At 63.3% G+C, this 13,532-nt stretch carries 12 protein-coding genes; 3 read left to right on the top strand and 9 right to left on the bottom strand.

What is annotated here, in order from left to right:
- Both HFRIS_RS15045 and HFRIS_RS25300 read left to right on the top strand, forming a co-directional pair.
- Positions 1–622 (top strand): DUF3299 domain-containing protein (locus tag HFRIS_RS15045; RefSeq protein WP_006464253.1); only part of this gene is annotated, 622 nt, incomplete at its 5' end.
- Between the two features lie 228 nt (positions 623–850).
- The gene (locus HFRIS_RS25300; RefSeq protein ID WP_152486703.1) at positions 851–1,252 is read left to right on the top strand and encodes a hypothetical protein; all 402 of its coding nucleotides are present in this window, start codon (positions 851–853) and stop codon (positions 1,250–1,252) included.
- A gap of 855 nt (positions 1,253–2,107) precedes the next feature.
- Here HFRIS_RS25300 and HFRIS_RS15040 read toward each other — a convergent pair.
- From HFRIS_RS15040 to HFRIS_RS15000, 9 genes are all read right to left on the bottom strand, one after another.
- Positions 2,108–2,776, bottom strand: a complete 669-nt coding sequence (locus HFRIS_RS15040; protein WP_006464252.1) for a DUF2026 family protein — start codon at positions 2,774–2,776, stop codon at positions 2,108–2,110.
- A gap of 478 nt (positions 2,777–3,254) precedes the next feature.
- Positions 3,255–3,563, bottom strand: coding sequence for a hypothetical protein (locus HFRIS_RS15035; RefSeq protein ID WP_006464251.1), 309 nt, complete (start codon positions 3,561–3,563; stop codon positions 3,255–3,257).
- A 505-nt stretch (positions 3,564–4,068) separates the two neighbouring features.
- On the bottom strand, positions 4,069–5,268 hold the full coding sequence (locus HFRIS_RS15030) for a M20 aminoacylase family protein (RefSeq protein ID WP_006464250.1): 1,200 nt from the start codon (positions 5,266–5,268) through the stop codon (positions 4,069–4,071).
- The gene (locus HFRIS_RS15025; RefSeq protein ID WP_006464249.1) at positions 5,265–6,686 is read right to left on the bottom strand and encodes a M20 family metallopeptidase; all 1,422 of its coding nucleotides are present in this window, start codon (positions 6,684–6,686) and stop codon (positions 5,265–5,267) included. The genes HFRIS_RS15030 and HFRIS_RS15025 overlap by 4 nt, the downstream gene beginning before the upstream one ends.
- 91 nt (positions 6,687–6,777) lie before the next feature.
- Positions 6,778–7,626 carry an ATP-binding cassette domain-containing protein gene (locus tag HFRIS_RS15020; RefSeq protein WP_006464248.1) on the bottom strand — a complete coding sequence of 283 codons (849 nt, stop codon included), beginning with the start codon at positions 7,624–7,626 and terminating at the stop codon, positions 6,778–6,780.
- A complete protein-coding gene (locus HFRIS_RS15015) occupies positions 7,623–8,636 on the bottom strand; it encodes an ABC transporter ATP-binding protein (protein WP_006464247.1) in 1,014 nt (337 codons plus the stop codon). The genes HFRIS_RS15020 and HFRIS_RS15015 overlap by 4 nt, the downstream gene beginning before the upstream one ends.
- A 19-nt stretch (positions 8,637–8,655) precedes the next feature.
- Complete coding sequence (locus tag HFRIS_RS15010) at positions 8,656–9,570, bottom strand: ABC transporter permease (protein WP_039875938.1); 915 nt, start codon at positions 9,568–9,570, stop codon at positions 8,656–8,658.
- A gap of 46 nt (positions 9,571–9,616) precedes the next feature.
- Positions 9,617–10,534 (bottom strand): ABC transporter permease, encoded by a 918-nt coding sequence (locus HFRIS_RS15005; protein WP_006464245.1) that lies wholly within the window; start codon positions 10,532–10,534, stop codon positions 9,617–9,619.
- Between the two features lie 123 nt (positions 10,535–10,657).
- Positions 10,658–12,196: an ABC transporter substrate-binding protein gene (locus HFRIS_RS15000; protein ID WP_006464244.1), complete on the bottom strand. Its 1,539-nt coding sequence runs from the start codon at positions 12,194–12,196 to the stop codon at positions 10,658–10,660.
- Between the two features lie 361 nt (positions 12,197–12,557).
- On the opposite strand from HFRIS_RS15000, the gene HFRIS_RS14995 reads away from it, so the two are divergent.
- Entirely contained in the window at positions 12,558–13,469 is a 912-nt protein-coding gene (locus tag HFRIS_RS14995; RefSeq protein WP_006464243.1) for a LysR family transcriptional regulator, read from the top strand.
- Positions 13,470–13,532 lie beyond the last annotated feature (63 nt).

Here is a 13,532-nt window from a genome sequence, read left to right as displayed (position 1 = left end):
CGGCGCGGTGCCGGCGGTCACGGCCCGTGCCGCCGCCGGCAGCACCGTCAGCGGCGTGGCGGATGCCAGCAGTGGCCAATACCAGGTCGGCGAACAGCTCAAGCAGAGCCCCGCCGTTACCGACCAGCCCTACCAGGCCTCGGGCAAGCTGGTCAACGGTTACCAGGAAATCGCCTGGGAAGCGCTGATCCCCAAGGACTGGGACCCGATGGCGCCGTTCAAGGACCTGAAGCTGGACCAGTTGACCGACGACGATCCGCGCGCCGATGCGGCCTTGTGGAAGGCCAAGAAATACTGGAAGGACGCCCCGGTGGATGCCTCCATGGAAGGCAAGCCGGTGCGGCTGCCGGGATTCGTGGTCTCGCTGGACCGCGAGGGTGAGGCGCTCAAGGAATTCCTGCTGGTGCCCTACTTCGGCGCTTGTATCCACGTCCCGCCGCCACCGGCCAACCAGATCATCCATGTACGCAGCGCCAAGGCCGTCAAGAACGTGCGCACCATGGATGCCGTCTGGATCAGCGGGGTGATCAAGGTGGAGCGCTCGGACTCCTCCATGGGCGCCTCCAGCTACAGCATGAAGGCGGTCAGCGTCGAACCCTATACGGCTCCGGACAAGGGCTGATCACTTTCTCTACCCCGAGGGGTTTATCCCCAGCTTCTCCTCTCCCCCGATGGGGCCTGCGCCAGGCAGGCCCTTATCCACACTTTCCGGGGGCAAGCTTGTGGACAAGGCTTTGACAAGCCTCCCAAGCCCTTGATTGCAAAGCCTTTTCTTTCCACGCCTTCGCACCGCGCAAGCAATGTGCAAACACCCTGCACGGATTTCCCAATGCATCGCTGCAGCCGCACCGTGACGGATATCCACATTTTTTGGGAGCAAGCCTGTGGAGAAACGCTGGGCAAGCCAGACAAGCCATTGATTCCAAAGCGCTTTTGCCCGGCGGCGCAGGTAGTGGCAAAAAATGAGCAGCTGCCTGTCGACCACTTGCCTGGCGCGCGACACGCGGCTGTCCACATTTTCTGGTGGCAAGCCTGTGGAGAAGGTCTTGACAAGCCATTCAAGCGATTGATTTCAAACAACTTTTCGTTGATGCAACAAAGCTCGGCAAAGGCCTGGAAACCGACCAGAATCCTCTCCCGGAGGCACATTCCCAGGATCGGGAAGCTACATTTCACCGGTCTTTGGCGGATATCCACATTTTTTGGGAGCAAGCCTGTGGACAATGCCTTGGCAACACGATCAAGTCCCTGATTTACAAGGATTTTTCATGTTCGACGCAGTCCGTGGCAGCGAACAGGCATCGAGCGCCAGGCCAGATGGGGCCTGGGTTTTGGCGAGATATCCCCGCATTTTGGTGGCAAGCCTGTGGACAAGGGCTGGACAAGCGCCTTAACACATTGATTCAAAAGGATTTTCTTGTTTCGACCACAATAAAATCAGTATCGACCACCTGGCCGGCGCCGGACGGATATCCACATGTTTTGGTGGCAAGCCTGTGGACAAGCGCTTAGCAAGCGATGCAAGTATCTGAAAGCAAAGGGAAAACAGCGGGAGTGCAAGCGGTGGGCAGCGGGAAGGATCGGGCAGGGAGGCCACGGGCCAGGGGCGCCAGCAAAACCGGCCAAAGAGGGGTCGACGCACCCCGCGCCGCGCACCGTCAGGCTAGCGCCCGGCGGGAAGGGAGGACCGCGGCTTCCAACACGTGTGCGTACTGCCGGGTTACGACGCCACTGTCCGGCATGGGCGTGAAGCTTGAAGCAAGGGAATCCGGCTGCCCGGCAGAAAAAAGCCTGCGATGCGCTCGCATCGCAGGCAAAACATCTGTACAGGTACAGAGGAGACAGGCGGCAGTCTAGCCAGCCCGTATGACCGTGCAATGACAGTGGAAGAAATGTGAAGGAAAAGCCGGAACGCGCGCGGCCAGAACAAGGTGATGGGAAGGGAGCACTGTCATCAAGCCGTCACATCAGCGACCTAATATAGGAACCCTAGTGCGGTACATGCAACCGATATGCATGATCGTACGGTGTGTTGGACGCCTGTCCAGCACACCCTCCCCTCGGAGGCATTCGCCTCATCCCGTCCCTGTAAAAACAACGGTGCGTCTTACCAGACGCCGTCGATACGCGTGGCTTGCAGCTTGATGCGCGAGACTTCGCCATCGGCGCCCTGCAGGGCCAGATCGTCCGGCATCGCCTTGGGCGGCTTGCGGAACCATTCCAGACAGAGTTGCGACAGATTGGTCAGGGCTTTCTTGGCCATGAACTGCTGCAGCAGTTCACGCGTGAGTTCCAGATTGGGGGCCAGGTGGAAGTCACCGGCTTGCGCCAGCCCTTGCACGCTCTCGCGCATGCGCCCGAGGTCCTTCTGGAACATCTGGCGCGGCACCGGCAGCGGATGGCCGGCCGACACCAGCAGTTCCTGGAACAGCGGCGCCATGAAGTCGATGGCATAGCCGTCGCACTGCACCCAGGCGTGGAACGCATCATGGGTGCTGGCCACGCTCTGGCCGTCGTCGGCCAACGTGCCGAAGGACAAGGCGCCGCCACCGTCCTCGCGGATCAGATAGAAGGCGGCACCGGCGACCGGGAAGGCATTGCGCTTGTAGAACTTCTTGAGGATCTGCGCGGCGGTGACGCTGAAGAAGAAACTGGCGGCCGGGATATCGGCTTCCACGCTGTGCAGCACGGAATGGATGACGCGGAAGATGCGTTGGTAATCGGCCAGGGGAATCAATGGGCGCAGGGACTGCGCGGAGGAGGATGAGCTTTGCATGGGCGCTATTTTCTCATGGAAAAGAACGGGCAAGCCGCTAGGCCGCTTCACGCAAACGCCGCACTGCACGTCTGCGTCGCGTGACGCGCGCTTTGGAACAAAAGCGGCTGCACGACTTGCCGTTCCACCCTCAAGAGATATTTGCTGCTACTGCCGTACTACTACTGCCACTGCTACTACTACTGCCACTGCAACTGCTACAACAACTGCGACTGCGACGACACCGACCACTGCAACTGCTACGACAACTGCAACCGCGCTACAACCTTGGCTCATGCTCGCTGCTGCCTGCTGCTCACTGCTACTGCGGAAACTGCCGATACTGCCGTATTGCCGTATTACCTTGTTGCAGGCACTACCCCTAGAACCTGCAACGCGACTGCTTCACTGCTTTACTGCTCCACTACTCCCCCACCTGCAACATCCCCACCTGCTACTTCCCCTCTTTACCGCTCCCCTCCAGATTCCCCTCAGGTATTCAGTCAGACTTCTTCTGCTCCGGCATGAAGCAGGTGCAATCCACATCGTGATACTGGGCGCAATGCTGCAACGAAGGCCGGGTCAGGCCGTTGTTGAACATCGAGCGTTCATCCCGTTCCACGGCCGCGTAGCGCATGGCGTTGGCCAGCGGCAGACGGTTCTCGGCCAGTTCATCGAGCGATACTTCCAGGCTGCCCCACTCGCGGTCGGTCCTCACGAAGAGGTACATCAACACGGTGCAGAACACCAGGTAACTGATGAACATCAGGGTGATTTCACCCGGTACGGATTCGGTGATGAAGTGCATGACTGGCTCCTGGCAAGATACTTCGGCGAGGTCTTGCGTGCCAATCACGACTCCACTGTGATGCCGGGAGTCAAAAGCACAGACCGCGTTTCATTGGTTCCCATGGTAGTCATCCGGCCGGGCGTCGAACATCGGGGAATTCCTGACCCCGCCACACTGCCTGATCCAGCTCAACAGTAGGCGGGCGCTGGGCTGGCGGGGCGCGAGAGGGATCTCGCAGGGGCAGCGGCAATCACGCGGCAGTCACGGCGGAGTTACGTTCCCGCGCAAATCCTCGTCGCGACAACGATAGGTGCTTCGGGGAAACATGCAAAAAAAGAAACCCGCCAGGCTTGCGCGTGGCGGGTTCAGGCTCGAATTGTCCAAGTCCAGGACGTCTGAGGAGACGCACCCACTGTAATGGCGCGCGGTGGCGGCGACAACGAAGCATTCGTCATGCGCTTATGCATTGCCGGAATATGCGCCGCAAGGCAGCGCCCGTCATCAACGTGCCATCAATGTGGCATCAGCCCGGCTTGACCGGCATCCAGCGCTCCACCAGCCGGGTCCAGTAGGCCGCGCCGACGGGGATGTTGTCGTCGTTGAAATCGTAGCCGGCATTGTGCAGCATGGGCTTGCCCTGGCCATTGCCCACGCGCAGGAAGCAACCTGGCCGTTGCTGCAGGAAGTAGGCGAAGTCTTCGCTGCCGGCAATCGGTCCGAAGGGGGCGATCACCTTCTCCGGCCCCACCAGTTCCTCGGCCACGCTGCGGGCGAAGTCGGTCTCCGCCTCGCTGTTGACCAGCACCGGATAGCCGCGCAGATACTCGATGCTGGCCTGCGCGCCATAGCTCTCGGCGTGGGTGCTGACCAGGGCGCGGATGCGTTGCTCCAGCAGCTCGCGCACTTCCGGCTTGAAGGAGCGCACGCTCAGCTCCATGGTGGCAAATTCGGGAATCACGTTGGATGCCTTGCCCGCATGCAGGCTGCCCACCGTGACCACGGCGGTTTCCATCGGATCGACATTGCGCGAGACGACGGTCTGCAAGGCCATCACCAGGCTGGCCGCGGCCACCACCGGATCGACCGACAGATGCGGGCGGGCCGCGTGGCTGCCCCGGCCGGTGATGCGGATCTTGACCGTATCGCAGGCCGCCATGAAGGGGCCGCTGCGGAACATGAAGGTGCCGGTCTCCACGCCCGGATGATTGTGGATGCCGAACACGGCATCGCAGGGAAAGCGCTCGAACAGGCCATCGGCCAGCATCTTTTGCGCGCCGCTGTCGAAGCCGGCTTCTTCCGCCGGCTGGAAGATCAGGTTCAGGGTGCCGTCGAAATGGCGGGTGCGCGCCAGGTGCTTGGCCGCGCCCAGCAGCATGGCGGTATGGCCGTCATGGCCGCAGGCATGCATGGCGCCGGGCTTGACGCTGGCCCAGTCCAGACCGGTCTCTTCCTGGATCGGCAGGGCATCCATGTCGGCCCGCAGGCCGATGCTGCGCGTGCTGCTGCCTGCGCGCAGGGTGGCCACCAGGCCGTTGCCACCGATATGGCGGGTCACGGCATAGCCCCATTCCTGCAGGCGCTCGGCCACCAGTGCGGCGGTATCGACTTCCTGGAAAGACAGCTCGGGATGCTGGTGGATATGGCGGCGCAGGCCGGTGATCTCGTCGTGGAGGTCGTGCAGGTCGGCGACCTCGCACAGCTTGTGCGGGTGGGGGTGATTCATGTCTTCTCCGGTGATGGGGCGCGTCGCGCCAGCACTTGCCGGCCCTGCTCGGCCAGGTCCCAGAACAGACCCGCCATCAGTTGCAGCGACTCGCGCGACACGCTGGCCAGTATATGCTCGTTGGGCGCGTGCTGTGAGCAGGCCGGATAGGAGTGCGGCACCCACAGGGTCGGCAGGCCCAGGGTTTCGGAGAACACGTCATTGGGCAGCGAGCCGCCCAGGTTGGGCAGGAGCGTGGGCTGCTTGCCGCTGGTCTCCTGCATCGAGGCCAGGCCCCAGCGCACCCATTCGTCGTCCGGGTCGAGCCGGGTGGCGGCGAACTGCACGCCCGAGAGCGTGACCTCGATGTCGTCATAGCCATGCTCGTCCAGATGGGCGCGGATGTGCTCGATGAAGTGCGCATCGTCGCTGCCGACCACGAAGCGGATCTGGCAATGCGCGCTGGCCTGACCGGGGATGGCATTGACCGGTGCCTCGGGATTGCCGGTCTTGAAGGCCAGCACTTCCAGCGTATTCCAGCCGAACACGCGCTCGGCCGGGGTCAGGTCGGGCTCGCCCCAGTCTTCGTCGATCTCGGGGTCGGTCGGTCCACCGCCCAGCTTCACATCAGCCAGGGCCTTGCGCACGCTGGGCGGCAGCGAATCCGGCAACAGCGCCGGCACGCGGATGCAGCCGTGCTCGTCGACCAGGCAGGCAATCGCATTGGCCAGCCGCACGCCGGGGTTGCGCAACAATCCGCCCCAGTTGCCGGAGTGGTGGCCGCCATCACGCAAATGGCACTTCAGGTCGAAGTTGCAGCCGCCGCGCGAGCCCAGGAACATGGTCGGCGTGGGTGCATTCACACGCGGCCCGTCGGAGGCGATGAAGAGGTCGGCCTTCAGGCGCTCGGCATATTGCTGGCAGACCGCGTTCAGTCCGGGGGAGCCGGTTTCCTCGCCCATTTCCAGGATCAGCTTGACGTTGTAGCCCAGCTGGCCGCCACGCACCTTCATGACCTCTTCCAGCGCGGCGAAGTTGATGGTGTGCTGGGCCTTGTTGTCGGCGATGCCGCGCCCATACCAGCGCTCACCCTCGACCACGATCTCCCACGGCGACAGGCCGCTGCGCCACTGCTTGTCGTAACCGCGCACCACGTCGCCATGACCGTAGGTCAGCAGGGTGAAGGCGGCGCCCTCCTCCGTGCGCTCGGCGATCAGGAAGGGGCTGCCGCCGGGCAGCGGATTGTCGATGATCTCGCAGCCAAAGCCCAGCGACTGCAGATAGGGCGTGATCTCCTGCTGCAGGTAGTCGTACAGGATGGGACGGCTGGCCGGTTCCTGGCTCTCGGTGCGGATGGCCACGCGGCGCTTGAGCGTGTCCATGAAACGGCCGTCGTCGAAGTAGGCTTCCACGCCGGCGATGGCTTGTGCTCTGCTCATGCTGCTGCTCCTCTGTAGGTGTGGTTGTGATCGCTGTGATCGCTGTGATCGCTGTGATCGTTGTGATGGTTGTGATTCGGGGGATACGTCCTCACGCCGCCGCAGCCAGTGCCGGGATACCGAGCCCCGGTTCGGGCGTAAGCGCCGAGGCCAGCAGCATGCGGGTGTAGGGATGTTGCGGATCGCTGAAGATCTGCTCGCGGCTCTGCAGTTCGACGATGCAGCCCTGGTTCATCACCGCCACCCGGTCCACCAGATGCTCCACCACGCCCAGGTCATGGCTGATGAAGAGATAGGTGAGACCGAACTCGGCCTTCAGGTCCAGCAACAGGTTCAGGATCTGCGCCTGCACCGACACATCCAGGGCCGAGGTCGGCTCGTCGCAGATGAGGATGTCCGGCCGCAGGATCAGGGCGCGGGCGATCGCCACGCGCTGGCGCTGACCACCGGAAAGCTGGTTCGGATACTGGGCATGGGTGCGCTCGGGCATGCCGACCAGGTCGAGGATGTCCTTGACCTGGCGGGCGCGGTCGGCGGCCGTGCCGATGCCGTGCAGCTTGAGCGGCAGGCCGACGATCTCGCCCACGGTCTTGCGCGGGTTGAGCGAGGAATACGGGTCCTGGAAGATCGGCTGGATATGGCGCGCATGTTCCTTGCGCTGCGTGGGATCGACTTCCTGGCCGTTGATGAGCACATTGCCCGAGGTCGGTGCCAGCAGGCCCAGCAGCATCTTGGCCAGGGTGCTCTTGCCGCAGCCGGATTCACCGACCAGGCCGAGGGTCTCGCCGCGATACAGCCGTAGCGACACATCGTTGACCGCTTTCAGTTGGCCCGGCGACTGGAACAGTCCACGCTTCAAGGGATAGACCTTGGACAACGCGCACAGCTCCAGAGCGATATCGCCCAGCGGGGCCGACGGCAGGGGACGATTGTCATTCATGCTGCCACCTCCATGGCGGACGCGAGTGAAACGGGAACATCGAGCTTGTGACAGCGCGCCGCGTGCGGTGCGGCCGCACTGCCCTGCTGCACCATGGGTGGATCGGTCTCGCAGACGCTGTCGGCCAGCGCGCAGCGATTGCGGAAGGCGCAGCCACTGACCTGACCGACCAGGCTGGGCACCACGCCGGGAATGGCCTGCAGGCGGCTGCCCGGCGGCGTCTTGCCGCGCACCGGGATGCAATTGAGCAGACCCCGCGTGTAGGGATGACGCGGCTGCGCAAACAGCGAGCCGACATCGGTGGTCTCCACCACCTGACCGGCATACATCACCGCCACCCGGTCAGCGATGCGCGAGACCACGCCCAGGTCGTGGGTGATGAAGATGACGGCTGTGCCAAACTCCTGCTGCAGCTCGCGGATCATGCGCAGGATCTGCGCCTGGATGGTCACATCCAGCGCCGTGGTCGGCTCATCGGCGATGATCAGATCGGGATTGCACATCAGCGACATGGCGATCATCACCCGCTGCCGCAGGCCGCCGGAGAGCTGGTGCGGATACTGGCGCAACCGGTCCTCGGCATTGGTGATGCCGGTGCGATGCAACAGGTACAGGGCGCGCTCGCGGGCCTCGGCGCGGGTGACGCCGGGCTGCTGCAGCATGGCCTCGCAGAGCTGGTTGCCCAGCGTGTAGGCGGGGTTCAGCGAGGTCATCGGCTCCTGGAAGATCATGGACATGCGCTTGCCGCGCAACTGCCGCAACTGCTTCTCGCTCATGCCGTTGAGGTCCATGCCATCGAAGCGGATGTGGTCGGCGCTGCACTGCGCCTTGCGCGGCAGCAGCCCCATCAGGGCCAGCGAGGTCATGGACTTGCCGCAGCCCGATTCGCCGACCAGGCACAGCATCTCGCCCCGGCGCACCTGGAAATCGATGCCGCGCACGGCGTGCAGCGTGCCGCGCTCGGTGGGCAGGTCCACCTTCAGATTCTTCACGTCCAGCAATACGCTCATGGTGTGCTCCCGGTGGGGTTCAGTTACGGCCGTCGGGCGCGTTGACATCGCGCATGCCATCGCCGACCAGGTTGATGGCCAGCACCAGCAGCGCCAGCGCCACGCCCGGGATGACGATCACCCACGGCTTGAAGAACATGTAGGTCTTGCCCTCGGCCACCATCAGGCCCCAGGACGGCGTGGGTGGTTGCACACCCAGGCCGAGGAAGGACAGCGTGGCCTCCAGCAGGATGGCGTGGGCCATTTCCAGGGTGACCACCACGATCAGCGCGCCCATGATGTTGGGCAGGATTTCGCGCAGCAGGATGTAGGGCGTGGAGGCGCCGATGGCCTTGGCGGCGGCGATGAATTCGGCGTCCCGCAGTTGCTGCGTGGCCGAGCGCGTGACCACGGCGAAACGGTCCCACAGCAGCAGCCCCAGCAGCAGGATCACCACCTTCAGCGAACCGCCCACCAGCGAGGCCATCGCCAGCGCCACCAGCACCACCGGCATGGCCAGACGGGTGGTGATGAGGTAGCTGATGAAGGCATCGGTACGACCGCCGAAGTAACCGGCCAGCACCCCCAGGGTGGTACCGATCAGGCCCGAGATGAGGGCGGCGGCGATGCCGATGGTCAGCGACACGCGGGCGCCATAGATCAGGCGCGAGAGGTAGTCGCGGCCCAGCTTGTCGGTGCCGAGGATGTGTTCCCAACTGCCCTGGGCCTGCCATACCGGCGGGATCAGGCGCGCCGTCACATCCTGGTCGAAGGGATCGTGCGGCGCCAGCAGGGGCGCGAAGATCGCCGCCAGCACGATCACGGCCAGGATGGCGGTACCCAGCATCAGGCCACGATGACCGAGCAGGCGACGCAGCTTGCGGCGCCAGGCCGGTAGCGGCGGCAATGCGGCCTGCAGCAGGGGCGTGGATGAGGTGGATGGCGTGGAAGGCATGGTGACGGAGGTACTGGAAGTGGCGGTCATGTCGGCTCCCATGGGCTCAACGGGTACGGATGCGCGGATCGAGCAGCGCATTGATGACATCGGCCAGGAAGGTCAGGCCGATGTAGAACATGGCGATGATCAGCACCACCGCCTGCACCACTGGATAGTCATTGCGGGAGATGGCGTCCCAGGCCAGCTGACCCAGGCCCTGCATGGAATAGACCGACTCGATCACCACCGAGCCACCCAGCATGAAGCCCAGTTCAACCGCCGCCAGCGCCACCACCGGGATGACCGCATTGCGCAACGCATGCTTGAACACCACCCGCGACTTGGACAGGCCCTTGGCGCGGGCGGTGCGGATGTAGTCCGAACCCAGCACCTCCAGCATGCCCGAGCGCGTCAGGCGCATCATGGCCGGCATGGCGTAGTAACCCAGCGCCACCGCCGGCAGGACGAAGTGCTGCCAGCTCTCGTTGCCGGCCACTGGCAGCCAGTGCAGCGTGACGGCAAAGATCAGGATCAGTGTCAGCCCGAACCAGAAGCTGGGCATGGCCTGCCCGACCACGGCAATCATCAGCGCCACGCGATCCAGCCAGGTATCGCGATAAATGGCCGCCAGCACGCCCAGCGGAATGGCGGTGAGAATGGCCAGCAGCAAGGCACTGCCACCCAGCTTGAAGGTGATCGGCAGGCGTTCGGCGATCATCTCCATGACCTGCCCCTGGAAGTAGAAGGACTTGCCGAAGTCCAGCTGCACCGCACGACCGAGCCAGTCCGCATATTGCGTGGTGAGCGGACGGTCCAGACCGAACTGGGTGCGTACCGATTCGACCTGGGCGGCCGTGGCCTCCGGCCCGGCGATGGAGACCGCCAGGTCACCCGACATGTGCAGCAGGGAAAAACTGACGACGGACACCGTCAGCGCCACGCACAGGGCGATAGCCAGGCGGCGCAGGATGTAGATCAACATGGCGACCCTTCCTTGAAGAATATTGCGTGATTCATCCAACACCCATCACCTACCGTTCGGACTGAGCAGGCCCCAGGGGCCGTATAAGGCGCTCAGGACGAACGGTAATCTGGACTGCCAGACTTACTTCCAGGAAGCCTCGTAGAAACGCGGCAGCTCGTCCGGGTAACCCTGGAAATTGAGCTGGGCGTTGTAGGCGTAGAAGGTCGAATAGGAGAACATCGGCGCCACGTAGGCCTGCTTGGAAATCAGTTCCTGGGCCTTGGTGTAGTTGGCCTTGCGCACTGCCGGATCGATCGAGGTATCGGCGGTCTGCAGGTACTGCTGCAGTTGCGGGTCCTTGGTGATGTCATCGGCGCCGCCCTTGAAATAGACACCGGCGAAGGCCGAGGTATCGTTCATCGAGAACGAGCCCCAGGAGTAGAAGCTCATTGGCGTCTTGCCGCTGCGGTACTCGGTCTGCAGCGCGGCAAACTTCATGTAGTGCAGGCGGGCGCGGATGCCGACCTTGCGCAGGTCACCGATGATGGCTTCGGCCACTTCACGTTCGCGATAGGCATAGATGTCGGTATCGAAGCCGTTCGGGTAGCCGGCCGCCGCCAGCAGTTCCTTGGCCTTGGTCGGGTTGTAGTCAAACTTGATGGCGGCATTGCTGTCGCAACCGAACTGGGTGCGGAAGCAGGCCGTATAGACCGGCTGGCTGCCGCCGCGCATCAGGTTCTCGGCATAGCCCTTGCGATTGATCGCATGGTTGACCGCCTGGCGCACGCGCACATCCTTGAACGGCGAATTGGGGGCCGAGGTACCGGTGGTGTCGAGGGTGATGAAACCGACCCGCATGGTCTCACCGCTCTGCACCGCCAGCTTGGGATTGGTCTTGAGCGAATCGGCCTGGTCCGGCGGCACGCGCCAGATCCAGTCGATGGCGCCGGTCATCAGTTGGGCGGCGCGGGTTTCCGGATCGGGGATCACCACGAACTTGATGTTGCCGATCGAAGGCTGGCCCTGCGGACTGTCCTTGAAATAATTGGTGTTCTTGACCAGGGTCACGCCCTGCCCCGGAGTGACACTGGTGACCTTGTAGGGGCCGGTGCCGATGGGCGCCTTGGAAAAGCCTTCCAGGCCGACCTTCTTGAAATAGGCGGCGGGATAGATCGGCAGCGGGCCGGCCAGGTATTCCAGCGCTGCCGGGAACGGTCCCTTCAGGTTGATGCGCACCTTGTAGTCGCCCAGCTTGTCGACGCTCTTGATCCAGTCGGTGTTCTGGCGCGTGACGGCCTTGGATTCTGGCGAGACCGCATAGTTGAAGGTGAACACCACATCATCGGCGCCGAACTTGTCGCCGTTCTGGAATTGCACGCCCTGGCGCAGGTCCAGCACCAGGGCCGTGGGCGATTCCCACTTCCAGGCGGTGGCCAGTTGCGGCTTGTATTCGTTGGTCTTGGGATCGCGATAGACCAGCGTGTCCCAGATCAGGTGGGCCAGGATCACGCCTTCACGCAGGTTGTTGTGATACTGGCTGATGTTTTCGACTTCGCTGTCGGAGGCATAGACCAGGGTGTCGTTGGCCTTGTTGGCATGGGCCGCAAAGGCCGTCATGGCGCCCGCCACCAACACTGCACATCGTGACCAGCCCAGCATGGATTTCTGTAGTGCGTTCATTCCAGCCCCTTCATTCGAATAAGAGAATTGTGAAAAAACAGCGACGTCGAAGGGCATACTAGGCTAGGATTTATCGATGCCACAATCATCAAATTTCTATGCCTGCGTTCGCAAACCAGCAACGCATAATTTGTGCACCACAATGTACACACCCCTGCCAAAGCCGCATCGCTACTGGGCCGGGGCCCTTGGCGCAGGTGCAGCATCGGCGTGCGGACGAAGGACGAAGGCCTTGCACCAAAGGCGTGAGGCGCGCACCAAATAAAGCAGTCTCCCTTGCTGCAAGCCGGCGCGAAAAGAAGGTCAGCATTGGTCAGGAATCGGGATTGATCCGAGCTGACCGCATCCAACGAGGTCAATGATGAAATCGCAGCATCTGCAAGACACCGCCCTGCGTTACTTCCTGGAAGTCGTTCGCTGTGGCTCCATCAGCGAGGCGTCGCAACGGCTCAACGTGGCGAGCTCGGCCATCAGCCGCCAGATCAGCAGCCTGGAGGAAATCCTGGACACGGTGCTGTTCGAACGGCGGCCACGCGGCATGGTGCTCTCGGCCGGCGGCGAGATGCTGGCCGCGCATGCGCGCAAGATGGCGCTGGAGGCCGACCGCGTAGTGGCCGACCTGCAAGCCCTGAAGGGCTTGCGCAGCGGGCGGGTCCGGTTGTCGGCCTCGGAGGGTTTCGCCATCGACTTCCTGCCGCGCGTGATCAACGCCTTCCAGAAGAAGTATCCGGGCTTCGTGTTCCAGTTGTTCGTGGGCGCGCCGGCCGTGGTCTCGCGCCAGGTGCGCGAAGGCAATGCGGACATCGGGCTGACCTTTGCGCGCCTGCCCGAACCGGAAATCAAGGTGGTGCACCGGCAGCCGGGACCGATCGGCCTGGTGATGCGCAACGACCATCCACTGGCGCGTTTCCGTCATCTCTCGCTGGGGCAGCTGAAGCCTTACCCGATGGCCCTGCCCGACCCCACCACGACGCTGCGCCAGCTCTTCGACATCGCCTGCAGCCGGCAACAGGTGGCCATCGAACCGGTGATGACCAGCAACTACATCCAGGCCCTGCACAACTACGTGCTGGACAACGATGCGCTCTCCATCACCGGCGACGTCACCGTGCGCTACCGCATCGCACGCGGGGAGCTGACCATGCGCCCCATCCGCGACTGTCCTGCCGATGGGCGCTTCGTCGAGGTGCAGACGCTGGCCGGCCGGACCCTGCCGCGCAGTGTGGAAATCTTCCTGGACTACCTGGTGGCCGAGTTGAGCAAGGATCTGTGAGCACCTGCCATCTGCAGCCCGGCCAACGAAGACCCGCCCCCCGGCGCCGCTCAACGACCCGTA

The organism is Herbaspirillum frisingense GSF30 (genome assembly GCF_000300975.2).
In the GTDB taxonomy this organism is placed as follows: Bacteria; Pseudomonadota; Gammaproteobacteria; order Burkholderiales; family Burkholderiaceae_D; genus Herbaspirillum; species Herbaspirillum frisingense.
The sequence above is the reverse complement of the archived record's forward strand: the minus strand, read 5'-3'. Positions and strand labels throughout refer to the sequence as shown.

What these genes read in the sequence shown, in the direction of transcription:
- HFRIS_RS15015 (WP_006464247.1), bottom strand. Translation starts at nt 8,636, where the DNA reads ATGAGCGTATTGCTGGACGTGAAGAATCTGAAGGTGGACCTGCCCACC.
- HFRIS_RS15040 (WP_006464252.1), bottom strand. Translation starts at nt 2,776, where the DNA reads ATGCAAAGCTCATCCTCCTCCGCGCAGTCCCTGCGCCCATTGATTCCC.
- HFRIS_RS15035 (WP_006464251.1), bottom strand. Translation starts at nt 3,563, where the DNA reads ATGCACTTCATCACCGAATCCGTACCGGGTGAAATCACCCTGATGTTC.
- HFRIS_RS14995 (WP_006464243.1), top strand. Translation starts at nt 12,558, where the DNA reads ATGAAATCGCAGCATCTGCAAGACACCGCCCTGCGTTACTTCCTGGAA.
- HFRIS_RS15005 (WP_006464245.1), bottom strand. Translation starts at nt 10,534, where the DNA reads ATGTTGATCTACATCCTGCGCCGCCTGGCTATCGCCCTGTGCGTGGCG.
- HFRIS_RS15020 (WP_006464248.1), bottom strand. Translation starts at nt 7,626, where the DNA reads ATGAATGACAATCGTCCCCTGCCGTCGGCCCCGCTGGGCGATATCGCT.
- HFRIS_RS15010 (WP_039875938.1), bottom strand. Translation starts at nt 9,570, where the DNA reads ATGCCTTCCACGCCATCCACCTCATCCACGCCCCTGCTGCAGGCCGCA.
- HFRIS_RS15030 (WP_006464250.1), bottom strand. Translation starts at nt 5,268, where the DNA reads ATGAATCACCCCCACCCGCACAAGCTGTGCGAGGTCGCCGACCTGCAC.
- HFRIS_RS15025 (WP_006464249.1), bottom strand. Translation starts at nt 6,686, where the DNA reads ATGAGCAGAGCACAAGCCATCGCCGGCGTGGAAGCCTACTTCGACGAC.
- HFRIS_RS15000 (WP_006464244.1), bottom strand. Translation starts at nt 12,196, where the DNA reads ATGAACGCACTACAGAAATCCATGCTGGGCTGGTCACGATGTGCAGTG.